This is a genomic window from Sinorhizobium sojae CCBAU 05684 (assembly GCF_002288525.1).
Classification (GTDB): domain Bacteria; phylum Pseudomonadota; class Alphaproteobacteria; order Rhizobiales; family Rhizobiaceae; genus Sinorhizobium; species Sinorhizobium sojae.
Genome location: NZ_CP023067.1, coordinates 1809658 through 1834034, shown reverse-complemented (window position 1 = coordinate 1834034; position 24377 = coordinate 1809658). Strand labels below are relative to the sequence as shown.

22 protein-coding genes and 1 pseudogene are annotated in these 24377 nt (G+C 63.0%); 16 read left to right on the top strand and 7 right to left on the bottom strand.

Annotation, left to right across the window (positions count from 1 at the left end):
* Positions 1-144 precede the first annotated feature (144 nt).
* The 8 genes from SJ05684_RS08995 (at position 145) to SJ05684_RS08960 (ending at position 10751) form a co-directional block, all read left to right on the top strand.
* Positions 145-1053 (top strand): carbohydrate ABC transporter permease, encoded by a 909-nt coding sequence (locus tag SJ05684_RS08995; RefSeq protein WP_034850536.1) that lies wholly within the window; start codon positions 145-147, stop codon positions 1051-1053.
* Entirely contained in the window at positions 1046-1987 is a 942-nt protein-coding gene (locus tag SJ05684_RS08990; RefSeq protein WP_034850534.1) for a carbohydrate ABC transporter permease, read from the top strand. The genes SJ05684_RS08995 and SJ05684_RS08990 overlap by 8 nt, the downstream gene beginning before the upstream one ends.
* Before the next feature lie 271 nt (positions 1988-2258).
* Positions 2259-3344, top strand: coding sequence for an ABC transporter ATP-binding protein (locus SJ05684_RS08985; protein WP_034850532.1), 1086 nt, complete (start codon positions 2259-2261; stop codon positions 3342-3344).
* A gap of 109 nt (positions 3345-3453) precedes the next feature.
* Positions 3454-5925 (top strand): beta-mannosidase, encoded by a 2472-nt coding sequence (locus SJ05684_RS08980; RefSeq protein ID WP_034850529.1) that lies wholly within the window; start codon positions 3454-3456, stop codon positions 5923-5925.
* 118 nt (positions 5926-6043) lie between these two features.
* Positions 6044-6805 (top strand): sugar phosphate isomerase/epimerase family protein, encoded by a 762-nt coding sequence (locus tag SJ05684_RS08975; protein ID WP_034850527.1) that lies wholly within the window; start codon positions 6044-6046, stop codon positions 6803-6805.
* Positions 6806-6914: 109 nt separating this feature from the next.
* A complete protein-coding gene (locus SJ05684_RS08970; protein ID WP_034850525.1) occupies positions 6915-8048 on the top strand; it encodes a Gfo/Idh/MocA family protein in 1134 nt (377 codons plus the stop codon).
* A gap of 209 nt (positions 8049-8257) precedes the next feature.
* Positions 8258-9286 (top strand): L-glyceraldehyde 3-phosphate reductase, encoded by a 1029-nt coding sequence (gene mgrA, locus SJ05684_RS08965; RefSeq protein ID WP_034850523.1) that lies wholly within the window; start codon positions 8258-8260, stop codon positions 9284-9286.
* Between the two features lie 358 nt (positions 9287-9644).
* Positions 9645-10751: a TRAP transporter substrate-binding protein gene (locus SJ05684_RS08960; RefSeq protein WP_034850521.1), complete on the top strand. Its 1107-nt coding sequence runs from the start codon at positions 9645-9647 to the stop codon at positions 10749-10751.
* Positions 10752-11009: 258 nt separating this feature from the next.
* Here the strand turns inward: SJ05684_RS08960 and SJ05684_RS08955 are convergent, their stop codons facing one another.
* Both SJ05684_RS08955 and SJ05684_RS08950 read right to left on the bottom strand, forming a co-directional pair.
* The gene (locus tag SJ05684_RS08955; RefSeq protein ID WP_034850519.1) at positions 11010-12803 is read right to left on the bottom strand and encodes a TRAP transporter large permease; all 1794 of its coding nucleotides are present in this window, start codon (positions 12801-12803) and stop codon (positions 11010-11012) included.
* Positions 12800-13375: a TRAP transporter small permease subunit gene (locus tag SJ05684_RS08950; RefSeq protein WP_034850517.1), complete on the bottom strand. Its 576-nt coding sequence runs from the start codon at positions 13373-13375 to the stop codon at positions 12800-12802. The genes SJ05684_RS08955 and SJ05684_RS08950 overlap by 4 nt, the downstream gene beginning before the upstream one ends.
* 293 nt (positions 13376-13668) lie before the next feature.
* Here SJ05684_RS08950 and SJ05684_RS08945 point away from each other — a divergent pair, with 293 nt between their 5' ends.
* The 3 genes from SJ05684_RS08945 (at position 13669) to SJ05684_RS29570 (ending at position 15863) form a co-directional block, all read left to right on the top strand.
* Positions 13669-14382, top strand: a complete 714-nt coding sequence (locus SJ05684_RS08945; RefSeq protein ID WP_034850515.1) for a DUF6065 family protein — start codon at positions 13669-13671, stop codon at positions 14380-14382.
* A gap of 131 nt (positions 14383-14513) precedes the next feature.
* The gene (locus SJ05684_RS08940) at positions 14514-15299 is read left to right on the top strand and encodes a hypothetical protein (protein ID WP_034850513.1); all 786 of its coding nucleotides are present in this window, start codon (positions 14514-14516) and stop codon (positions 15297-15299) included.
* A 198-nt stretch (positions 15300-15497) separates the two neighbouring features.
* Positions 15498-15863, top strand: coding sequence for a hypothetical protein (locus SJ05684_RS29570; RefSeq protein ID WP_157211931.1), 366 nt, complete (start codon positions 15498-15500; stop codon positions 15861-15863).
* Between the two features lie 44 nt (positions 15864-15907).
* Here SJ05684_RS29570 and SJ05684_RS08930 read toward each other — a convergent pair whose 3' ends face one another.
* Both SJ05684_RS08930 and SJ05684_RS08925 read right to left on the bottom strand, forming a co-directional pair.
* The gene (locus SJ05684_RS08930; protein WP_034850511.1) at positions 15908-16696 is read right to left on the bottom strand and encodes an anti-sigma factor family protein; all 789 of its coding nucleotides are present in this window, start codon (positions 16694-16696) and stop codon (positions 15908-15910) included.
* Positions 16693-17235, bottom strand: a complete 543-nt coding sequence (locus tag SJ05684_RS08925) for an RNA polymerase sigma factor (protein ID WP_034850503.1) — start codon at positions 17233-17235, stop codon at positions 16693-16695. The genes SJ05684_RS08930 and SJ05684_RS08925 overlap by 4 nt, the downstream gene beginning before the upstream one ends.
* Positions 17236-17402: 167 nt before the next feature.
* Between SJ05684_RS08925 and SJ05684_RS08920 the strand changes: the two genes are divergently transcribed.
* The 5 genes and pseudogenes from SJ05684_RS08920 to SJ05684_RS30340 all read left to right on the top strand — a co-directional run bounded on the left by SJ05684_RS08920 (position 17403) and on the right by SJ05684_RS30340 (position 21618).
* On the top strand, positions 17403-18752 hold the full coding sequence (locus SJ05684_RS08920; RefSeq protein ID WP_034850501.1) for a S8 family serine peptidase: 1350 nt from the start codon (positions 17403-17405) through the stop codon (positions 18750-18752).
* A 301-nt stretch (positions 18753-19053) separates the two neighbouring features.
* Complete coding sequence (locus SJ05684_RS08915; protein ID WP_034850499.1) at positions 19054-20673, top strand: glycoside hydrolase family 43 protein; 1620 nt, start codon at positions 19054-19056, stop codon at positions 20671-20673.
* A 125-nt stretch (positions 20674-20798) separates the two neighbouring features.
* Positions 20799-21128 (top strand): annotated as a pseudogene (locus SJ05684_RS30350) (aminotransferase class V-fold PLP-dependent enzyme); the annotation flags it as partial.
* 67 nt (positions 21129-21195) lie between these two features.
* The gene (locus SJ05684_RS30345; protein WP_244426567.1) at positions 21196-21354 is read left to right on the top strand and encodes a hypothetical protein; all 159 of its coding nucleotides are present in this window, start codon (positions 21196-21198) and stop codon (positions 21352-21354) included.
* 84 nt (positions 21355-21438) lie between these two features.
* Entirely contained in the window at positions 21439-21618 is a 180-nt protein-coding gene (locus tag SJ05684_RS30340; protein WP_244426566.1) for an aminotransferase class IV, read from the top strand.
* A gap of 301 nt (positions 21619-21919) precedes the next feature.
* Here the strand turns inward: SJ05684_RS30340 and SJ05684_RS08900 are convergent, their stop codons facing one another.
* The 3 genes from SJ05684_RS08900 to SJ05684_RS08890 form a co-directional block, all read right to left on the bottom strand.
* Positions 21920-22678: an SDR family oxidoreductase gene (locus SJ05684_RS08900; RefSeq protein WP_034850497.1), complete on the bottom strand. Its 759-nt coding sequence runs from the start codon at positions 22676-22678 to the stop codon at positions 21920-21922.
* A 286-nt stretch (positions 22679-22964) separates the two neighbouring features.
* Positions 22965-23165 (bottom strand): hypothetical protein, encoded by a 201-nt coding sequence (locus tag SJ05684_RS08895; protein WP_095694240.1) that lies wholly within the window; start codon positions 23163-23165, stop codon positions 22965-22967.
* Positions 23165-24367 (bottom strand): GTP-binding protein, encoded by a 1203-nt coding sequence (locus SJ05684_RS08890; protein WP_034850495.1) that lies wholly within the window; start codon positions 24365-24367, stop codon positions 23165-23167. The genes SJ05684_RS08895 and SJ05684_RS08890 overlap by 1 nt, the downstream gene beginning before the upstream one ends.
* Positions 24368-24377: the final 10 nt, after the last annotated feature.

Here is a 24377-nt window from a genome sequence, read left to right as displayed (position 1 = left end):
CGCGGGGCCGGCCCCGAGCTCGTTGGGCGGCTCGGTCGCGGCATTGGCGCGCGCGGGCGGTGCGTGATTTGGCAGGCGTCGCCGTGCGGCTGCGGAGCCGGGCTGCCGCCATCCGAAAACCATAGCAGTTCCGGAGGAGGGAATATGACAGGTCTAACCCGTGGTTCGGTTCGTCCGAACCAGTGGCTGCGTAACCTGAATGCGAAGATCGCCTCTATACCGATGATCCTGACGGCCGTGGTCATCTTCCTCGGCGGCACGGTCTGGACGGTCGTCTATTCCTTCACCAATTCGAAGCTGCTGCCGCGGCTCAATTTCGTCGGGCTCGATCAGTACGAGCGGCTGTGGGAGGCGCCGCGCTGGATCGTTTCGATCCAGAATCTGGCGATTTTCGGCTTCCTCTCACTGGTCTTCAGCCTGGTGATCGGCTTCGTGCTTGCGGCGCTGATGGATCAGAAGATCCGTTTCGAAAACACGTTCCGCACCATCATGCTCTATCCCTTCGCCCTGTCCTTCATCGTCACGGGCCTGGTCTGGCAATGGCTGCTCAACCCGCAATACGGCATTCAGTCGATCGTGCGGTCCCTTGGCTGGGAGAGCTTCTCCTTCGATCCGCTCTATGATGCGGATATCGTCATCTACGGCATCCTCATCGCGGCGCTCTGGCAGGGCACGGGTCTCGTCATGTGTCTCATGCTCGCGGGCTTGCGCGGCATCGACGAGGACATCTGGAAGGCGGCGCGCGTCGACGGCATCCCGATGTGGAAGACCTATGTCCTCATCATCATCCCGATGATGCGCGGGGTCATCATCACGACGCTCGTCATCATCGCGAGCGGCATCGTCAAGGTCTACGACCTTGTGGTGGCGCAGACGAGCGGCGGCCCCGGCATCGCCTCGGAGGTACCCGCCAAATATGTCTACGACTACATGTTCCTCGCCCAGAACCTGGGTCAGGGCTTTGCCGCCTCGACCATGATGCTTTTGACCGTCGCCATCATCATCGTGCCGTGGGCGTATCTCGAATTCGGAGGGGGCCGCAAGCGTGGATAACATCGCCAAGAACAGCATGGCTGCCTCTATCGATGCGGTCGGGGGCAGGCTCGAGGACGGCCCGCGCGGCGCCAAGCCGAAACGGACGCTCTCGCGCCGCAACATCATCGTCTATGGCACGCTGATCGTCGTATCGCTCTATTATCTGCTGCCGCTCTACGTGATGATCGTGACCTCGCTCAAGGGCATGCCGGAGATCCGCGTCGGCAATATCTTCGCGCCGCCGCTGGAGGTCACCTTCCAACCCTGGGTAAAGGCCTGGGCCGAGGCCTGCACCGGGCTCAATTGCGACGGGCTTTCGCGGGGGTTCTGGAATTCGGTCCGCATCACCGTGCCTTCGGTTATCATCTCGATCGCGGTCGCGTCGGTGAACGGCTATGCGCTGGCGAACTGGCGTTTCAAGGGCGCCGATCTCTTCTTCACCATCCTGATCGTCAGCGCCTTCATCCCCTACCAGGTGATGATCTACCCGATCGTCATCGTGCTGAGAGAACTGGGCGTCTACGGTACCCTGACCGGCCTCGTGATCGTCCATACGATCTTCGGCATGCCGATCCTGACGCTGCTCTTCCGCAACTATTTCGCCGGGCTGCCGGAGGAATTGTTCAAGGCGGCGCGCGTCGACGGCGCCGGCTTCTGGACGATCTATCTGAAGATCATGCTGCCGATGTCGCTGCCGATCTTCGTTGTCGCGATGATCCTGCAGGTGACCGGAATCTGGAACGACTTCCTGTTCGGCGTGGTCTTCACCCGGCCGGAATACTACCCGATGACGGTGCAGCTCAACAACATCGTCAACTCGGTCCAGGGCGTGAAGGAATACAACGTCAACATGGCCGCCACCATCCTCACCGGTCTCGTGCCGCTGACGGTCTACTTCGTCTCGGGCCGCCTGTTCGTACGCGGCATCGCAGCCGGCGCAGTGAAAGGATAAGCAAGCATGACTAGCCCGCATTTTTCACACTCCTTGTGCCCTGCGCCGGTTCAAAATGGCGACAGGGTAGGAGGATGGCGCAGCCCGATGTGGTTCATCGGGCAAGTCATTCGACGCCCACTGTCGCCATTTTCAACTGGCCCGCAGGGTTGGATTGTGTCGGCCGCCTCCGGGCGAAAGCCGCTCGACCGTAGGACCAGCTACGCTTTTCGCGGCTTTCCCCCGTATCCGCCTCGCCACAATCCAACGCAGGGCACAAGGAGTGTGAAAAATGCGGGCTAGCGTTTCTGTCAGGGGTCTTTCCTTGAGCTTCGGCGCCGTCACGGTCCTCGACAAGCTCAATATCGACATCGATCACGGAGAGTTTCTTGTCCTGCTCGGATCGTCCGGTTGCGGCAAGTCCACGCTGCTCAACTGCATCGCCGGACTGCTCGACGTCACCGACGGGCAGATATTCATCCATGATCGCAATGTCACCTGGGAGGAACCGAAGGACCGCGGCATCGGTATGGTGTTCCAGTCCTATGCGCTCTACCCGCAAATGTCGGTCGAGAAAAATCTCTCCTTCGGCCTGCAGGTCGCGCGGGTGCCGCAGGCGGAAATCGACAAGCGCGTCGCGCGGGCGGCGGAGATCCTGCAGATCCGGCCCCTGCTCAAGCGCAGGCCCTCCGAGCTTTCCGGCGGTCAGCGCCAGCGCGTGGCAATCGGCCGGGCGCTGGTGCGCGACGTCGACGTCTTCCTTTTCGACGAGCCCCTGTCGAACCTCGACGCCAAGCTGCGCTCGGAACTGCGCGTCGAAATCAAGCGGCTGCACCAGTCGTTGAAGAATACGATGATCTACGTCACCCACGACCAGATCGAGGCGCTGACGCTCGCCGATCGCATTGCGGTGATGAAGAGCGGAGTGATCCAGCAACTCGCCGATCCGATGACGATCTACAATGCGCCGGAGAACCTTTTCGTCGCCGGCTTCATCGGTTCTCCCTCCATGAACTTCTTCCGCGGCGAAGTGGAGGCGAGGGAAGGCCGCAGCTTCGTCCGCGTCGACGGCGTCGCCTTCGACGTCACCGCCTATCCGGCGCGCACACCGCTGCAACCGGGACAGAAGGTGGTGCTCGGCCTGCGTCCGGAACATATCAAGGTCGATGAGGCCGGGGCGGGCGAGGTGTACGAGGCGACGGTGGATATCGAGGAGCCGATGGGCGCCGACAACCTCCTTTGGCTGACGCTCGCCGGGCAATCCATGTCGGTGAGGATCGCCGGCCAGCGCCGCTATCCGCCTGGAAGCACCGTGCGGCTCTCCCTCGACATGGGGGTTGCCTCGATCTTCGACGCTGTCAGCGAGAACCGCCTTTGACAGCCGCATAGCGCAACGGCCCCAACCTCTTGGAGCCGGCCGGGCCTGGAAGGCGCCGGCCGAGGACAGTATTCCGGCGGCCAGCGCCGGTCACGAATGGATAGTGGACATGCCTCCCGAGACCCTGAATGGCGACGCCATCCGCATCGATCTTTCCGGCGATTGGCTGCTCGCCTCCGCGGACAACAGCCATGCGCTGACGATTGCGCTGCCAGGCGATGTGCACAGCGCCCTGCAGCACGCCGGCGTCATCGCCGACCCCTATCGCGGTCGCAACGAGGCCGAAGTGCAATGGGTGGCGCACAAGGACTGGGTGCTCGAGCGCACCGTCTCGATCGATGCGGACGACCTCGGCGGATACTGGTATCTCGATTTCGACAGCATCGACACGGCGGCCTCGGTCCATGTCAACGACCGGCTGGTGCTGCAGGCGGAAAATTGCTTCCGCCGCTACCGCCCGGACGTCTCGGGCGCTCTCGTGGCCGGGGAGAACCGCATCCGCGTGGTGCTCCACTCCGCGATCGCCGAGGCGGCAAGGCGGCAGGCCGAACAGCCCTTCCGCGTGCCCTATCACGAGGGCAACTCGCCGATCCCCAACGGCAACATGCTTCGCAAGCCGCAATGCCATTTCGGCTGGGACTGGAACATCGCAATCGCACCGCTCGGCATCTATGGGCCGCTGGCGCTCTGCCGGCTGGAGGCGGCGCGCATCGAGCACGTGACGACGCGCCAGGTCTGGCTTAAGGACGGCTCCGTCGACCTGCAGGTGACGGTCACGCTTTTTGCCCGCGATCGCGGCATCGTGCCGATCCATTTCGACCTCGACGGGCAGCGCGAGCGCCTGGACTGCGCGGTCGCCGCCGGCGAGACGCGCATCACGCACGTCTTCAGCATTGCGGAGCCGAAGCGCTGGTGGCCGTCCGGCAGCGGCGAGCAGGCGCTGTCGATGCTGACGGTCGAGACGCCCGAGGAAACGGTGAGGCGGCAGATCGGCTTCCGCACGATCGAGCTCGTGACCGACCGCGACGAGGCGGGCAATCGCTTCGCCTTCCGCGTCAACGGCCGCGACATCTTCTGCCGCGGTGCGAACTGGATACCGGGGGATGCGCTGATGGCGCGGGTCACGCCGGAGGGCGTCGAAGACCTCCTGCGTTCGGCGGCCGACGCCAATATGAACATGATCCGCGTCTGGGGTGGCGGCTTCTACGAGCCCGACTGGTTCTATGATCTGTGCGACCGGCTCGGCCTCCTGGTGTGGCAGGACTTCATGTTCGCCTGCAACCTCTATCCCTCGACGCCGGACTTCCTGGAGAATGTCACGGCGGAAGTGGACTACCAGGTGAAGCGGCTTGCCTCGCATCCCTCCATCGCCCTCTGGTGCGGCGACAATGAACTTGTCGGCGCCCTTACCTGGTTCGAGGAAAGCCGCAAGGATCGCGACCGTTACCTCGTTTCCTATGACCGTCTCAACCGCACGATCGAGGCGGCGATGAAGGCGGCCTGTCCGGAGGCGAGCTGGTGGCCGTCGAGCCCGTCCGTCGGATACCTTGATTTCGGCGATGCCTGGCATGCCGACGGTTCCGGCGACATGCACTACTGGTCCGTCTGGCACGAGAACAAGTCCTTCGACAATTACAGGACGGTGCGGCCGCGCTTCTGCTCGGAGTTCGGCTTCCAGTCCTATACCTCGATGCCGGTGATCCGAAGGTTCGCCGAGGCGCGCGACCTCAACATCGCCTCGCCGGTGATGGAGGCGCATCAGAAGAATGCCGGCGGCAACGAGCGGATTGCCGGTACGATGTTCCGCTATTTCCGCTTCCCCAAGGACTTCCCGAGCTTCGTCTATCTGAGCCAGATCCAGCAGGGGCTCGCGATCCGCACCGCCGTCGACTACTGGCGCTCGCTGAAGCCCCATTGCATGGGCACGCTCTATTGGCAGCTCAACGACACCTGGCCGGTCGCCTCCTGGTCGAGCCTCGACTATGGCGGCCACTGGAAGGCCATGCACTACATGGCGCGCCGCTTCTTCCAGCCGGTGACGGTGGCGGCCATTCCGTCCGCGGACGGCAAGACGATCGCCTTCTCGATGGTCAACGATACGGCCGAGCCGGTGACGGTCGAGCTAGAGACCTTCCTGGTTTCGCTCGACGGCAAGCAACGGCCCCTGGTGGCGGCGGCGGGCGCATGCTCGCCGGAACGGGCAGAGACGCTCGTCACCATCACGGCCGCCGATGTTCCGGCCGATGCGCTCGTCTTCTGGTCCTTCGAAGCGTCGAACGGCCTACGCGGCGAGGGGCACTACGTCTGCGGCACCTACAAGGCACTCGACCTCAAGCCCGCAGGCCTCGCAATCGAGGCGGTGTCCGGCGACGAGGGTTACAACGTGACCGTGACCGCAGCCGGCCTCGCGCTGCATGTGATGGTCGAAGCGGATGTCGAGGGACGCTATTCCGATAACGCCTTCGACCTTGCGGCCGGAGAAGCGAAGACGATCCGCTTCACGCCGAAAGTGCCGCTCGATCCTGGCGCGAGGCCGCGCTTCAACGCCTACGACCTCGAATCCTGCCAGGGAAGGGGGTGAGCGAGTGAAGCGCGATCCGCCGTCATGGCTGGCTCTTCGCCTGCGAAGATCAACCGCGCGTCGCTCCGCTGCGCCCCTGCCACGATTTGAATCCGCAAAACCCACGAGGAGAGTGTCGATGAAAGACGTCAGTTTTCAGCTCTACAGCGCCCGCAACTTCCCGCCCTTCGCCGAAGTGCTCTCCGCTCTCGGCGACGCCGGCTATACGCAGGTCGAAGGCTATGGGGCGCTTTATGCCGCGCTCAGCGACGAGCAGATCGCGGATTTCAGGAGCGGGCTCGAGCGCAATGGCCTTGCCATGCCGACGGCCCATTTCAGCCTCGACATGTTGGAAACGGACCCCTTGCGGGTGATGCAGATTGCCAATGCGCTCGGCATCCGCGCCATCTACTGCCCCTATCTGATGCCCGATCAGCGCCCGAGCGATGCGGCCGGATGGCGGGAATTCGGCGCACGACTGCAGGCGGCCGGAAAGCCATTTCGCGACGCCGGCATCGACTTCGGCTGGCACAATCATGACTTCGAATTTCATGCCCTGCCGGACGGTTCGGTGCCGCTGGAGCACATCTTTGCCGGTGGACCGAACCTTTCCTGGGAAGCCGACATCGCCTGGATCGTGCGCGGCGGCGGCGACCCCTTTGCCTGGATCGCGAAATATGGCGACCGCATCACCGCCGTCCATGTCAAGGACATCGCGCCCAAGGGCGAAAAGACGAACGAGGACGGCTGGGCGGATGTCGGCGAGGGCACGCTCGACTGGAAGGGGCTCACCAAGGCGCTCGCGGAGACCCCGGCGCAATATTTCATCGCGGAGCACGACAATCCGAGCGACTTCCGCCGCTTTGCCAAGCGGTCGCTCGCTTCCATTCAATCCTACTAAGCGGTCGGTTGTGGCTGACCACGACTGTCTGCTTTGAATTCTTTGTTTGTCGCAGGATCCCGCAAGACCACAGTTTTTGCGGGTCCTGCCTAGAGGAACGGATAACTCCATGACGAAAGAACTTGGCGTCGGCATCATCGGATGCGGCAATATTTCCACGACCTATTTCAAGCTTGCGCCGCTCTTCAAGGGCATCCGGGTCGTCGCCTGCGCGGATCTCAACCCGGCGGCGTCCGAGGCGCGCGCCGCCGAATTCGACGCGACGGCACAGAGCATCGAGGCGCTGCTGGCCAATCCGGAGGTGGACATCATCGTCAACCTCACCATTCCGGAGGCACATTTTCCGGTTTCGAAGGCGATCCTCGAAGCCGGAAAGCATGTCTATTCCGAGAAGCCGCTTGTCCTGTCGCTCGAGCAGGGCGAGGAATTGAGGGCGACCGCCAAGGAAAAGGGGCTGGTGGTCGGCAGTGCGCCGGATACTTTCCTCGGCGGCGCCCACCAGCTCGCCCGCAGCTACATCGATGACGGCAGGATCGGCCGCGTGACCTCCGGCACCTGCCACGTGATGAGCCCGGGCATGGAGATGTGGCATCCGAACCCGGACTTCTTCTTCCTGCCCGGCGGGGGGCCAGTGCTCGACCTCGGCCCCTATTACATCGCCAATCTGATCAACCTGATCGGACCGGTAAAGCGCGTGGCGGCGCTCTCGTCGATGGCGAGCCAGACGCGCACCATCACCAGCGAGCCGCGCAAAGGGGAGGTAATCCCGGTCAAGACACCGACCAATATCCACGCGCTGCTCGAATTCCATAACGGCGCGACCATCACGCTTTCCGCGAGCTGGGACGTCTGGGCGCATCGCCACGCCAATATGGAGCTCTACGGCACCGAGGGGTCGCTGTTCGTGCCCGACCCGAATTTCTTTGGCGGCACTGTCGAGGCGAGCGGCCGGAGCAAGGAGATCCAGCCACTGGAGATGTGGGACCACCCCTTTGCCGTCGACAATTGGGAGCATCCGCTGGGGCCGATCGCCAACTACCGCACCGCCGGCCTCGCCGACATGGCCGACGCCATCCTCAAGGGGCGCGACCCGCGCTGCTCGCTCGATCGCGCGCTGCATGCCGTCGACGCGATGGTGTCGATCCTGAAATCCGGCGAGGAAGGGCGATTCGTGACGCTGGCGACCACGTGCACCCAGCCGGCGGCGCTTGGGATAGAGGAGGCGAGGGCGCTTCTGCGGTGAATTGCGGATGAAAAGAACCTCTCCCCAACCCCGCCCCATTAGGAGGATGGGCTCGGTGCCTGCGGCGCTCGCCCGCCCATCTTCAGCCTTTGGTGGTCGATCCCACCGAGACGGAGGCGGGAGGGTGCGGCAAAGTAAGTCCTTCCCCCTTGTGGGGAGGGGTTGGGGAGGGGTATTCAACCCCCCATCATTGGCGAGGAACACAACCCATGGCCTGGCAACCGGCGGAAAACCGATACGAGAAGATGAAATACAACCGCTGCGGCAGGAGCGGGTTGAGGCTGCCGGCAATCTCGCTGGGGCTGTGGCACAATTTCGGCGGCGACACGCCGCATGAGCGAAAAGTGGACATGTGCCGGACCGCTTTCGATCTCGGCATCACCCATTTCGATCTCGCCAATAATTACGGACCGCCTCCGGGGTCTGCGGAGATCGCCTTCGGCGAAATCCTGCGCACCCAGTTCGCCGGCCTGCGCGACGAGCTGATCATTTCCTCCAAGGCCGGCTACGACATGTGGCCCGGGCCCTATGGCGAATGGGGCAGCCGCAAATATCTGATCGCCTCCTGCGATCAGAGCCTGAAGCGCATGGGGCTGGACTATGTCGACATCTTCTATTCCCACCGCTTCGATCCCGACACACCGCTCGAGGAGACCTGCGGCGCGCTCGACCAAATCGTGCGCTCGGGCAGGGCGCTCTATGTCGGCATTTCCTCCTACAATTCCCAGCGCACCCGCGAGGCGGCGGCGATCCTGAAGGATCTCGGCACGCCCTGCATCATCCACCAGCCGAGCTACTCCATGCTCAACCGCTGGATCGAGGACGACGGCCTCATCGATACGCTCGAAGAGCTCGGCATCGGATCGATCGTCTTCTCGCCGCTGGCTCAGGGCATGCTGTCGACGAAGTATCTGAGCGGTATCCCCGAGGACAGCCGCGCAGCGCAGAATCACTTCCTCAAGAAGGACTTCATCCGGCCGGAGATCGTCGAGAACATCCGGAAATTGAATGCGATTGCCGAGCGCCGAGGCCAGACGCTGGCGCAGATGGCGATCGCCTGGGTGCTGCGCGGCGGGCGGATCACCTCCGCGCTGGTGGGCGCCAGCCGTTCCGGGCAGATCGTCGACAGCGTCAAGGCACTCGAGAACGATTGTTTCACCGCAGAGGAACTGTCCGAGATCGACGCCTATGCGCGCGAGGCCGACATCAACCTCTGGGCTGCGTCGGCGGAGCGCTGACGACTTCCTGCGCCAGACCGCGGGAAAGGCCGCCTCGGCGTTTTGGAGAGCGGCCCGTCGAAGGCCGCAAAACCGAGTCAGCTGCGAGCCCGAATGCGTTGATTTGCCTCGTATTTTAGGCAATTTCGCGCCGTCCGGTCGCCTCTTCGACAAAACTCGTGGCGGCGGCCGGATACGGCCACTGGACATGCCTTGCCATCTCTGTATGGTGCGGTTGTGCCGGTCCGATTTGGGGCGCTTCTGCCCGGCGCCGGCAAATCATGACAATGGGCCCTCCACGCGCTGAGGCGGGGGGAAGCTCAAGCGACGGTTCGGCGGACCACGCCTGCAACCGTCATGGCGGGAAAAGGGAGGAATCATGGATCGCCGTTCATTCATCAAAAATGCGGGTCTTGGCGGCCTTGGAGCGGCTGCCGCGACGGCACTCGCAGCTCCGGCCATTGCCCAGACAAACCCGAAGGTCACCTGGCGTTTGACGTCGTCCTTCCCGAAGTCGCTGGATACCATCTATGGCGGCGGGGAAGTCCTGTCGAAATACGTGTCCGAAGCGACCGACGGCAATTTCCAGATCCAGGTCTTCGCGGCCGGCGAAATCGTTCCGGGCCTGCAGGCGGCCGATGCGGCGGCCGCGGGTACGGTCGAGGCGTGCCACACGGTGGCCTATTATTACTGGGGCAAGGACCCGACCTGGGCGCTCGGCGCTGCGGTGCCGTTCTCGCTCAATGCGCGCGGCTTCAACGCCTGGCACTATCACGGCGGCGGCATTGACATATTCAACGAATTCCTCGGCGAGCAGGGCCTGGTCGGCTTCCCCAACGGCAATACCGGGGTGCAGATGGGCGGCTGGTACCGCAAGGAAATCAAGACGGTCGACGACCTGAAGGGGCTGAAGATGCGCGTCGGCGGCTTCGCCGGCAAGGTCCTGGAAAAGCTCGGCGCCGTGCCGCAGCAGATCGCCGGCGGCGATATCTACCCGGCCCTGGAAAAGGGCACGATCGACGCCGCGGAATGGGTTGGTCCTTATGACGACGAGAAGCTCGGCTTCTACAAGGTCGCGCCCTATTACTACTATCCCGGCTGGTGGGAAGGCGGCCCGACCGTGCATGCGATGTTCAACAAGGCGGCGTTCGAGGGCCTGCCGAAGGCCTATCAGTCGCTCCTGCGCACGGCCTGCCAGGCGGCCGACGCCAACATGCTGCAGAAATACGACTATCTGAACCCGGCGGCCATCAAGCGCCTCGTCGCCGCCGGCGCGCAGTTGCGGCCGTTCAGCGCAGATGTCCTTTCCGCCTGCTTCGACGCGTCGAACGAGATCTATGCGGAGATGGAGGCCACCAATCCGGCCTTCAAGAAGATCTGGGAATCGATCAAGGCGTTCCGCGGCGAGTATTACCTCAATGCGCAGATCGCCGAATACAACTACGACACCTTCATGATGATCCAGCAGCGCAACGGCAAGATCTGACGCTGCCTTTCAATCGCGGAACTGGAAAACCCCGGGGCGCTGCTCCGGGGTTTTCTTTTGATCGCCACTGAAGGCGGTGGATGAAATCTGCCCCCTCACGCTAACTCTCTCCCCGCCCGCGGGGAGAGGGGACTTTTTGCGCCTCTCGCTCGGTGCCCTCACCCGAGCGGGTACCGCGCGGTCCTTCTCCTCGTCAAAACGGGGAGAAGGTGCCGGCAGGCGGTTGAGGGGCTGCCATACGAAGAAAGCTCTCCACCCTCAATCAAAGGACGGCGGCGCGCTGAGGTCGGGCGCCGACGGCGTCTCCGGCTGGGGCGCGACATTCGGCTGGGCCGGCTGCTGGCCGCCGTCGAGCGGGCTTCCGCCCGGCAGTTGCAGGCCGCCCGGCAGGCCGAGCCCGCCGCCATTATCGGGCAGTCCCAGGCCGGTGCCGGGTGTGCCAAGGCCGGGCAGCTCGATCTTGATGGTCGAGGGGTCGACCCCCGCGCCGGTGCCCTTGTAGTGCATCACCATCTGCGGGAACATGAGCGTCAGCGCGACCATCACGATCTGGATGCAGACGAAAGGCACGGCGCCCCAGTAGATCTGGCCCGTCGTAACCGGTTGCATCATCTTGCCGGTCACCTTGTCGAGATAGGGCACCCTAGCCGCGACCGAGCGGAGATAGAACAGCGCAAAGCCGAAGGGCGGATGCATGAAGCTCGTCTGCATGTTGATGCCGAGCAGCACGCCGAACCAGATGAGATCGATCCCGAGCTTCTCGGCCGCCGGTGCCAGCAGCGGCACGATAATGAAGGCGAGTTCGAAGAAATCGAGGAAGAAGGCCAGGAAGAAGACGAGCAGGTTGACGGCGATCAGGAAGCCGACCTCGCCTCCGGGCAATCCCGTGAGCAGGTGTTCCACCCAGAGATGACCGTTGACGCCGTAGAAGGTCAGCGAGAAGACGCGCGCTCCGATGAGGATGAACAGCACGAAGGCGGAGAGGCGCGTGGTGGAGGCAAGCGCCGAGCGGACCACTTCCATAGTGAGCCGTCCCTTGGCCGCGGCCATGATCAGCGCGCCGACCGCGCCCATCGCGCCGCCCTCGGTCGGTGTTGCGATGCCGAGAAAGATCGTGCCGAGAACGAGAAAGATCAGCGCCAGCGGGGGGATCAACACGATGATGACCTGCTGCGCCAAACGCGACAGGGCATTGATCCTGAACAGGCGATCGAGCACGGCGACGAAATAGATGAAGACCACGCCCACCGTGGCGCCGAGGATATCGGCGTTCTCGCCTTGCGTCGGCGACAGGTAGAGGTGGGCGGCATACGCAATCCCGACGGCGACGACGAGAGCGACGACCAGGGACATGACGCCTGATCCGAGGGTGCGGGCTTCGAGCGGCAGCGCCGGCATCGAGTCGCGCTTCAGGAACGACATCAGCAGGATGTAGCTCATGTAGAGACCGGTCAGCACGAGACCCGGGATCAGCGCGCCGGCATACATGTCGCCGACGGAGCGGCCGAGCTGGTCGGCGAGAACGATCAGCACCAGCGACGGCGGAATGATCTGGGCGAGCGTGCCGGAGGCGGCGATGACGCCGGTGGCGACCCGCCGGTCATAGCCGTAGCGCAGCATGATCGGCAGGGAGATCAGGCCCATGGCGATGACGGACGCGGCGACGACGCCCGTGGTGGCGGCAAGAAGGGCGCCGACGAAGATGACTGCATAGGCAAGGCCGCCGCGGACCGGACCGAAGAGCTGCCCGATCGTATCGAGCAGATCCTCGGCCATGCCGGAGCGTTCCAGCACGATCCCCATAAAGGTGAAGAACGGGATGGCAAGCAGGGTGTCGTTCGACATCACCCCCCAGAACCGTTCCGGAAGCGCGTTGAGCAGCGGCCAGGAGAGATTGATCGAATCGGAAAGCGGCGCGAGCTCCACGCCGATGATGAAGAACAGGAGGCCGTTCGCGGCAAGCGAGAAGGCAACGGGATAGCCCAGCAGCAGGAACACGATCAACGACACGAACATGATCGGCGCCAGGTTGTGCGCGATGAACTCAATCACGGGCGCACCTCCGGAGCGGTCGCCTCAACGAGCGGCGCATGAGTCGGCACGTGAGGCGTCGGGTCGTCCATGTTGCCGGTCATGACGGCGATCTTCTTGATGATCTCGGAGACGCCCTGCAGCGCCAGCAGAATGAAGCCGATCAAAAGCACGGCCTTGGCGGGCCAGATGATCAGCCCCCCGGCGCTGGAGGAGAGCTCCCCCGAGAGATAGGACATGCGCACGTAGGGCACGAGGAAATAGATCATCAGCAGCACGAAGGGCATCAGAAAGACAATGTGTCCGAAGAGGTCGATCCAGTGCTGCACGCGGCGCGAAAACTGACCGTACACGATATCGATGCGGATATGTTCGTTCTGGCTCAACGTATAGGCGGCAGCGAACATGAAAGCGGCGCCGAACAGGTACCATTGCGCCTCGAGCCAGGCATTCGACGACATGTTGAATGCCTTTCGGATGACGGCGTTGCCGGCGCTGACGAGCACCGCGACGAGAATGAGCCACGAGACCGCCTTGCCGATCCTCTCGGTTATGGCGTCTATCAGTCGGCTCAAGCCGAGTAACATCTGCATCGAATTGCCTCCCCGCAGTAACTGTTTTTTCTTCTGCCAAGCACAGTCACAGTGCCGATTTCAAGAGTGCTTTCAAGCCCGCGCCTTCATTTTTCCGCAGCGCAGCAGGTCCTCACGCGAAAGTCGCATGCCGGCCATCACTGAAGACACTCACACTTCGAGGGAATGAGAGTGCCGGGGACCGGTCCGTCGATGCACGTCTATACGAAACGTCGTGTCGCCCTGTCGGAAGCTCTGGGGAATAATGGGCGCGCTGCCGCGTTTCTTCCATGCCATGAGTAGGGAGAACCGGGATGTTTCATCTTCTGCACAAAGAGCCGCGCCTGATTCGCTTTCTCTGCCGCCCGGAGGACCGTGACGTCATCGCGCCGCCGGTTCCGGCCAAGTCGGTCCTGCCTGACTGGTACCGCAAACTGCCGCCGGTCGACCGGGAGCACCTGTCGACCACCAACAACGGCTTGACCGTCAAGCGCTGCATGCCCTTCCTTGACGCGATGACGACCGGCTGGATACTGCCGCTCGCGGCGACGGTACGCCTCGAGATCAAGGATGGTGGTCGCAATGTCGAGGCGGGATGGGAATTCGACAGGGTGATGGTCAGTTATCACGGCGCCCATCAGGTTGCGGGAAATCCGTTAGAGCCCAATCCTCCTTGCAAGTTCCACAATTACTGGTCGATCAACACGCCGCCCGGCTGGAGTTCTCTGTTTCTGCCGCCGCTCAACCGTCCGGGACAGCCCTTCGAGTGCGTGGCAGGAATCGTCGATACGGACACCTACGCCGCCCACATTCATTTCCCGTTCTTTGCAACGGCGCCTGACGGCCTCTATGTCGTCGAAAAGGGGACGCCGCTCGTCCAGGTCATCCCGTTTCGCCGCGCTGACGCGGCGGTCACTGCCGAGATCCGGGCGGAAACCCGGGAAGAGGCCGCGGCACGGGAGACGGTCCACCGGAACACCATCGCGGCTGCAGGCTGGTATCGCAAGGTGGCTCGCTCTGCCCGTTGAGGCAGGGTGCGGTTGATTCATTCGCCAGAATATCTTCGCTGTTCGCACTGGGCCGCTTCGGTTACCTGAAATTGGCCACAGAGAACAGTTTCATGACACTTTCGTGACAGCTCACGTAGCGGAGGCGTGAAATGCGTTCCAAGGCCCTGGAGACAACGGAAAGGCCCCACGCTGGTATCACTGGCCGCTCCATTTCCTTTACTCAGACCTTTCACGCGCTGACGGGCACGACGCATCAGCGGTGGTTGATCGGCGCCTTGGTCCTAACGGGAACGGTTACAATTGCGAGTGCCCTGATAGCGATCGTTGCACCAAACGTGCGAATGGTGCTCCTACGTGAAGACGGCATCATTGAAACGGCGAGTGCAATAGGTCTGGCGATCGCCACCCTCGGAGCCGGAGTGGCCTCTGCCGTGCGCGGTCCGCGCTTGCCTTTCTTGTTGGCCGGCCTGATCGGGCTCGTGGAATTGATGGACGAGACGAGCTTCGGTGCCCGAATTTTCGGATTTCAGCCGCCACCTCTTTTTGGCGGCGGCGAACTCGATGGCTTCCATGATCTCATGATTCTGGCTTACCGGCTGCTGGGCGACTTAAGTCCGGGCCTCGGCTGGCTGTGGGTGGGACTGATCTTCGCGGCTTCCGCCGGGATCATACTGATTGCACTAAGGCAGATCAGGAAAGTAGCGGAGGGCGGTGGATCGTGGCTCGCTGAGCACGCCCTGGTGTTCCTCCATGTTGGCTTTGTCGGACTGGCGCAGGCAATTGACGTCGCCACGTCCTCCAAGGCGTTGTCGGCTGTCGAAGAGGTTCTGGAGTTCGACGCGGCCCTCTTGCTTCTCTTCTACCTCGTCCAGCAGGCTTCGCGCCAGCACTCTTGGGGGAACGATATTGAAGTGCACGAATCCGTCCGGCCCTGATGGCGGCAGGAGCAGGTACACCGATCCGCAAGACTGACATGGGTTGCTGGCGATCAAACAATGCCGTTGCGCGCCTTTGAAGATCGGAGGAGGTCAAAGCGGGGGCCATTCGGAGCCCCCCGCTTCGTGCTGCGGTATCAGCGCACATGCCACAACTTGCCGGGACGATAGGTCCGGTCGGAGCCGTTGGAACTCGAATTGGAGGAACTGTTCGACGATGAATTCGAGCTTGAATTGCTCGAGGAGTTTGAGCTCGAGTTCGACGAGCTGTTCGATGAAGAGTTTGACGACGAGTTGGAACTGGAGTTGCTCGAAGAGTTGGAACTCGAGTTCGACGAGCTGTTGCCCGCAACGATGAATTCGCTGTCGGTTCGGCTCGTTTGCGTCGGCGGCACGGACGGGTTCTCGACGTCAGGGAACGTCAGGGGGTGCTCCCTTGCCTCCGCGGTAAAGCCCGCGAATGCGCCCAGGCCGGCGATGAGTGCCGTACTCAGTTTCCAGTGCTTCGTCATGCCGTTTACTCCTCTTGAGATGCGGACCGGTTCTTCAGGCCCGGCGGAGTAACGGGCGACACGCGCGTCTATTCCATCATCAGGTTCACCGCATCCTTATCTTTCTGCGTCGGCTCGGATTTCGCCGAGGGCCTGCGCCTCTTCAGCCGCATCCATCTGCGGCCTGGCGTCGATCGCCGCGAGATAGGCGTCGAGAGTCTCGGTCGACGCGGCGGGAGCATAGCCACCACTGTCACCCGGCGCGACCACGGCGAAGGTGACGCGCCATTCCTCTCCGGAACGGCAGGCGACCGAAACCACCGTCGACCGATCGGGCGAATCCACCTCGAACTCGCGGCAAAGCGCCTGGGTGCTGTCGCGGAAGGTCGCGATCGCCCGGAAGCGTTCGTTGGAATCGGGAAGTTGCATTTCCTCGCCTGAAGCCACCGTCACAAGTGCTTCATCGAGAGCGGGACCGATGATGCCGGCGACATTGAGCGGGCTTTGTTGAGCCGGTTCGGCGGCACCGCGCAGCCAGTATCCGCCGAATCCGGCGATAACGGCCCCAAGCGAAGCCGCGATCGGTGCGAGCCAGCGGTTTGCCTGGCGGTCGTTGGCAGAGCGACGCGGGAATGGCAAGACGACAGCTCCCCGTGCACCTTGCGCCGACGTCTTTTCAGCAATCATCTTTTCGACGGCGGCGGTCAGTCCGGCGGGTACCGGCTCGTCGAGGAGCGGCTTCAGGGCCGCCTGTGCCGCGCGGCGCGTTTCCATGAAGAGCGACACGCGCGAGACCAACTCGTCGTCGGTTTGCATCGCCTGCTCGATCTCTGCCATCGCGTCAGCATCCAGTTCGCCATCGGCAAACCGCATCAGTGTCTCGTCGGGATACAACGTTCTCGTCATTCTTCAGCGTCCTTCACGGCTACAGAACGTGCGGCTGGCATGGTTATTCCGGCGGCCTCAGCCAGATTCTTGCGCGCTCTCGCGAGGCGGCTCATCACCGTCCCGATCGGAATTCCGAGGATGTCGGCGGCCTCGCGATAGGAAAGCTCTTCGACGCAGACCAACAGCAGCACTTCCCGGTGTTCGTCCGGCAATTGTGCGATCGCTTCGGCGACCGTCTTGAGGATCAGCCGCGCCTCGGCGTCGCGCTCCCCGGAGGCGCCGACAATGTCCGGCTGCTCGACGATGTCGACGCGGACGCCGGCGGTCTTTTGCCTTCTGACCTGATCGATCCACAAATTGCGCAGGATGCGGAACATCCACGCGTCGAACCGAGTGCCTGGCTCGAAACGGCCCGCATTGGCGAGCGCCCTTTCGCACGCCGCCTGCACGAGATCGTCCGCCAGATCGCGGGAGCCGCAGAGGGAAATGGCGAAGCGGCGTAGATTGGGCAGGAAGGCGATGAGACGCGCGCCGACTTCCTCCGCCGTATTGCTCATTTCCAATGCCTCCCGCAGAATTCCACGGCCTAGGGAATAGGTTGCCGCTTCGATCGTTTGACCCAATCTACATGCATCGCCCTGGCTGTCCAGGAATGCGCCATCTGAGCTAATTCGGCTCGAGTCGTTTGAGGATCAAGGTGTTCGCTGGTTTTCACTCATCGAAAATGGCCCTGATAGCCTTGCTTGCCGGGACGATACTCGTCGTCGGCGACATGCTGGCCATCGGGAACCCCGCTCTTCTGCATGTGCTTGGAACGAGCGAAGCGCTGGCCGACGACGATGACGACGATGACGACGATGACCGGGGCTCCTCCTCGGCGCGCGACGGTTCGGGCGGCAGAAACGATTTCTTCCGGATATTCCGGGGCCGGTCGACGCCGCGCCTGCCGCGCCGTGCTCCCCGCCGCGTGGTTCCATTGCCGACCCGCGCGCAGATCGAGATCATCGGCCTCGGCCTGACGGCGGCGCAACTCGATCAGCTTTCGGCCTCCGGCTACAGCGTGTTCGAACGAGAGACATTGGGTGCCTTCGGCGCGGACGTGGTGAAGCTTCGCATTCCCTCCGGCCTCACCCTCGAAGCTGCCCGAGAACAGGCTGCTACCCTCGCGCCGCAGGCGGTGGTCGACTTCAATCACTTCTATCGCCCGGAGCAGCGTTCGCACCCCTGTGCCGCGGCCGACTGCCTGGCGCGCACATTGATCGGCTGGCCCGAGCCGAAGGAGTGGCGGGGATCATGCGGCGGCAATGTGCGCATCGGACTGGTCGACACGGCGATCAATCCCGATCACAGCGCTTTTGAAGGAGCCAACATTGAGATCATCCGGCCTTCTGGCACCAAATTGCCGGAATCCGGCAAACAGCACGGCACAGCCGTTGCCGCGCTGCTCATTGGATCAGCGGCGAGCCGAACACCAGGCCTCGTACCCGGCGGGACGTTGGTTGCCGTCGACGCATTTTACCGCGCCAAGCGCCAGGATGACCGCGCCGATGCCTATGATCTCGTGCGAGCGCTCGACCTGCTCGCCGGGCGGAAGGTCCACGTCGTCAATTTGAGCCTGGCGGGTCCCGCAAACCTGCTGCTTGAACAGGCCGTGAAGAAGGTGAGCGGACAGGGAGTCATCATGGTTGCCGCCGCGGGTAACAAGGGGCCGAAGGCCGAACCGGTCTATCCCGCGGCTTATGCCGAAGTGATGGCGGTGACAGCGACTGACAAAGAGAAACGGCCTTACAGGCGCGCCGGACGCGGAGAGCATATTGACTTTGCCGCACCTGGTGTCGCGGTCTGGACCGCAGCCTCCATCAGCGGCGCACGCCCGAAGACGGGGACCTCGTTCGCCGCGCCCTTCGTGACCGCCGCGGCGGCGCTCATGAAGGCCGCCGACCCCTATCTCGCAGCTGACCGCATCCGCGAAATGCTGACGCGAAGTGTGGAGGACCTCGGCGATCCCGGCAAGGATCCGGTTTTCGGCTGGGGACTCCTGAATGCCCGCGCGCTTTGCCAACCAGCGCTGTAAAAGCGCGGAAGCCTCATCCTCTCTGGCCGGCCATCTCCCCGAAATGTCCCAAGGACGAGATTGCCTGCGGCAACCCGATCGCCCTTTAGAAAGGCCGGGCAATGCGGAGACCCTTGATGGCTCCGTGCGTGCCGCATCGATTCTCACCTGGGGGAGATGCCGGCAGGGCACAGGGGTGAGGCTGTGCGGCCGAGCCGGGATGCGTGCAGCCCCGGGACAGGGCTGTTTCTTCAGCGGCAAGCGACGCCTTGAAACTGCCGCGACTTTCGGGCTGGATGCTGGCGACTCTGGAGGAGAGAACATGGCCGCATCGATCCGCAATCCGATCCTGCCGGGCTTCAATCCCGATCCCTCGATCTGCCGCGTCGGAGACGATTACTACATCGCCACCTCCACCTTCGAGTGGTATCCGGGGGTGCAGATCCACCACTCGCGTGACCTGGTGAACTGGCGGCTCGTCCGGCGGCCGCTCGAGCGCGCGAGCCAGCTCGACATGCGCGGCAATCCCGACAGCTGCGGCATTTGGGCGCCCTGCCTTTCCTATTTCGACGGCTTGTTCTGGCTGGTCTATACCGACGTCAAGCGCTTCGACGGCAACTTCAAGGACGCCCATAATTATATCGTCACGGCCGAGTCCGTCGAGGCGACCTGGTCCGATCCGGTCTACGTCAATTCGTCGGGCTTCGATCCGTCGCTCTTCCATGACGAGGACGGCCGCAAATGGTTCTTGAACATGCAGTGGAACCACCGCACCGAAAGTTTCGGCGGCGCGCCGAAGAGCCCGGCTTTCGACGGCATCCTGCTGCAGGAATGGGACGAGCGTACGCGCAAGCTCACAGGTCCCGTGAAGAACATTTTCGCCGGGAGTTCGCTCGGGCTCGTCGAAGGGCCGCATCTGTTCAAGCGGGATGGCTGGTATTACCTGACGGTTGCCGAGGGCGGGACCGGCTACGACCATGCGGTGACCATGGCGCGCTCCCGCACGATCGACGGTCCCTACGAGCTGCACCCGAACCCCCACCTCATCACTGCGAAGGACCACCCGGAGGCGGCGCTGCAGCGCGCCGGCCACGGGCAATATGTCGAGACGCCGGATGGGCAGGCCTATCACACGCATCTCTGCGGCCGGCCGCTGCCGCCGCATCGCCGCTCACCGCTCGGCCGCGAAACGGCGCTGCAGAAATGCGTCTGGAGGGAGGATGGCTGGCTCTACCTGGAAAGCGGCGGCGTCGTGCCGGAGGTCACGGTGCCGGCGCCGGTGATGACCGACGCGATCCCGGAACCGAAAGTGATCGAGACCGATTTCGACGAGCCGGATCTTCCGGTCGAGTTTCAATGGCTGCGCACGCCGTTGCCGGAGCGGATCTTCTCGCTGACGCGCCGGGAAGGGTACTTGCGCCTCTTCGGCCGCGAGAGCATCGGCAGCTGGTTCGAGCAGGCGCTCGTGGCGCGGCGCCAGGAGCATCATTCCTTCCGGGTGGAAACCGTCTTCGCCTTCGCGCCGTGCACCTATCAGCAGGTCGCGGGACTGACACATTATTATAACCGCCACAAGTTCCATGCGCTCGGCGTCACCTGGCATGAGAAGCTCGGACGGGTCGTCACCATTCTTTCCTGCCCGGGCGATTTTCCGCACGGACGCCTGACCTATCCGTCTGGCAGCGGCGTGGCGCTTGGCGACGGGCCGGTCCATTTGGCGATGGAGATCCGGGAGAATGATCTGCAGTTTTTCTGGCGGGCCTCGCCGAAGGAGGATTGGGCGGCAATCGGGCCGGCGCTCGACGCGGCCGTTATCTCGGATGAGGGCGGACGCGGCGAGCACGGCTCGTTCACCGGCGCCTTCGCCGGCCTGTTCGCCTTCGACACATCCGGCAGCGGACTGCACGCGGATTTCGATCGCTTCCGCTATGAGGTGATTTGAAGTGGCGACGGGGGTTGTCGTGTGTCTTTTGTCGATAGACTGAAAGCTTGACGCTTCGTATCCAACCGAACGGCACAATTCGACCCATTGTTGTCGTTGGCGCCCGCGCCCAGACATTCGCCCAAATGCCGGTTAGCTTTCGCGAACTCGACTGCGACTTCTTTGTCACCAGCCTTCACAAATGGCTTGGCGCGCCCGTGGGCAACGGCATGCTCATCGTCGATAAGCGCCAGATCGACCGGACCTGGCCCTTGCTAGCACCCTTCGACCAGCCAGCCGTGGGCATAGACAAGTTCGATCACTGGAATCTGGGTACCTACAATTCCGCGATACAGGCTGGGATCGCCCCGGCGATTCAATTCCACAAGAAGATCGGTGCAGAGAGAATGCACGTGCGACTCCGCGAGCTCACCCGATACTGGGTCAGCCTCGCCAAGGACATCCCCGGTTTCAGGCTCCATACGCCCACCGACACTGACTGCCTCGGTGCGATCATCCTCTTCTCGATCGACGGCCCTGGACATGAAGGAACTCGAGCGCGATCTGCGCGAGAAGCATCAGGTCCACATGAAGTATCGGAAGGTCGAGCACGTCGAGGGGCTGCGGGTTTCACCGCACATTTACATGCTGGAGAGTGATCTCGATGGTTTCGTCACCGCACTGCGAAGTGCATTGAAGTGAACCTACGAGTTTCTCTCGCTCTTGACGACTGAGCCAGATCAGCAAACTCTGGGCTGGCGACCTGAGGCAAACAACGCCTATATCGTGACCCCGGATGGGACGATCGTCACGCGGGATCTCTCGACCGATATCCTGCACGGGATTACCCGGGCAGCTGTTCTGCAGTGCGCCAGTGATCTTCAACTGCGGGTGGAGGAACGTCCGTTCACGGTGGACGAGGCCAGATGTGCGGCCGAGCCTTTTCCACCTCCGCGTCCGGGCTAGTGAATCCGGTCGTCAGGATCGATGATACACCGATCGGCGCCGGGCTGCCGGGCGTGGTCACCCAGCGCTTGCGGCAGATTTATCTCGAGCGGAGCCGAGCATCAGCGGTCTAGGGTTGATCGTCGAAGGTGTCCTCTGCGGCGGCACGCCGGCTAAAAGCCTCACTTCTTCACCACTATCGGCCCGAAGCAGTCGGCCGGTGGCAGGCAGAGGGAAGGTCCCGGTGGTTTCTGCAACCTTGTCATAGACGATGATCACCCAAATAGCCCTCGCGGCCATTTGGGTGATGTCTGTGTGACCGCTACGTAAGCCGAACGGACATGCCGCCATCCACGGTCATCGGGCTTCCCGTCATGAAGCTCGACCGGTCGGAGAGAAGGAAAAGGGCTGCCTGGGCAATTTCCTTCGCGCTTGCCATGCGCTTCATGGGATGCAGGTTTGCGATGAATTGCAACGCGGCGGGATTCCCCTCTCCGCCGCTTGGGGTGATTGTGCCGCCGGGCAGCAGTGCATTGACGCGAATGCCTTCTGCCGCGTGGTCGGATGCCAGCGACTGGGCCAAGCCGATCAGGCCGGCCTTGGACGCCGCATAGGCTCCCATTCCAGGCATGCCGCCGTTGCTGAAGCCGACGAAGGAAGACGTGAAGACGATTGAACCTTGGCCCTGCTTCTTCATGGCCGGTATCTGGGCTTTCGCCGCAAGGAAGGCGGCCGTCAGGTTGACCGATATGACATCGTTCCAGTTGCCGATCGTCATTTCGGATATTGGACCCATCTCTCCCACGATGCCGGCATTATTGAACGCTCCGTCCAGCCCGCCGAACTCCTTCTCGGCGAGAGCGACGAGAGCATCGGCATAGCTCTCATCCTTAAGGTTGCCGGCTAGGTATACGGCTTTGCCATTGCCGCGGTTGATTGTCGCGGCGAGGGTTTTCAATTCCGCCGACCGACGCGCGCCGAGGACCACATTGGCTCCCTCTGCTGCAAACAGTAAAGCTGCCGCCGCGCCGATTCCACTGCTCGCTCCGGTGACGATGATTGATTTGTTTTCTAGTTCCATGACGTGTTTCTCCTGAACATTGCGTCATGGATGTCTAGCGGTGGGGCGGACTCCGCGGCCACCCGTTTCCTGCGGCGAAAGGCGGCTCTGTTCCCCAGTTGCGTCCATCCTGAGTGCCGATCTCGGACTTCCGCTCACCACCCTTGGCAGCCCTCAGCTTGGGTCCCAAACGTCATGCTTTCACCACTACAGCGCCGCGCGTCTTATCAGACGCGCAAAGGTCGCTGTGTAACTCTCTTCGAATCTACGCCTCAAGTTTTTGGAAAATTGGTTACGATTTTCGTGTCTAAGCGCTAGCGACCGCCGGCCGCCCCCTCGTTTCTTCCGGCGGTCCGAAAAGGGCCCGTTCGACCGGCCCCGGCGCTTCCGGCGGCTCTTCCGCTTCGGCCTCGTCCAGGAACGGATCGAACATCGGCACGGGGCGTCCCGCTGCATTTAGCGCCATGCAGACGTAGCGGGGACGGTGTTGCGGCCGGCCATTTGCCATCAGGCTGCCTGCTGGCTCCAGCTCGCGAAGGGGTCGGGCAGGTTGCGCCAGCGCTCAGGGCGGAAGGCTTCATCGGCGATCAGGCAGGCGTCGAGCTCGGCGCGGAGCGCGGCTTCGTCCATCGGATCGGCGCCGATGAAGACGATTTCCTGGCGCCGGTCGCCCCAGACCGGGTCGACATAGGGGCCGATCGCCTCGAGAAAACCGGCATGGTGCGGCCATTGCTCGCGCGGCACGGCGGCCCACCAGAGCCCCATCCTGGCCGTGCGCACCAGCGGGCCCGCCTGGCTCAGTTCCCCGACATGATGCGGGCGCGTCGCCAGCCAAAAGAAGCCCTTGGCGCGCAGCACGCCCGGCCAGGTGCGGTTGAGGAAAGCCTGGAAGCGCATCGGATCGAAGGGTTGGCGGGCGCGATAGACGAAGGAACGGATCCCGTATTCTTCCGTCTCCGGCACGTGGTCCTTGAAGCCGTGGAGCTCCTTGTACCAGAGCGGGTGCTGCTCGGCCTTCAGCAGATCGAAGCGGCCGGTGCCGAGGACATCTCTCAAATCCACCCGGCCGAAATCCGTCTCGATCAGCCGTGCGTCCGGATTGAGGCCGACGATGATCTTCCGCGCGGCATCGAGTTGCGCCGCCGTCGCGGCGCCGACCTTGTTGAGCACGACCACGTCGGCGAACTCGATCTGTTCGACCAGCAGGTCGACCAGCGTGCGCGTGTCGCCTTCGCCGGCCGTCTCGCCGCGATCGGCGAGAAAATCCGTCGACGAATAGTCGGCGAGGAGGTTGGCGGCATCGACAAGTGTGACCATAGTGTCGAGCCGGGCGACGTCGGAAAGGCTTTGGCCGTCCTCATCGCGGAAATCGAAGGTAGTGGCGACGGGGAGGGGCTCCGAAATGCCGCTCGATTCGATCAGCAGATAGTCGAAGCGGTCTTGTTCGGCGAGGCTGCGGACCTCACGCAACAGGTCGTCGCGCAGCGTGCAACAGATGCAGCCGTTGGTCATCTCGACGAGCTGCTCCTCGGTGCGCGACAGATTGGCGCCGCCGTCGCGGATCAGGGAGGCGTCGATGTTGATCTCGCTCATGTCGTTGACGATGACGGCGACCCGCAGACCCTCTCGGTTCGAGACGACATGATTGAGCAAGGTCGTCTTGCCCGCGCCGAGAAAGCCGGAGAGGACGGTGACCGGCAGTTTTTCCATGTGCTGCACC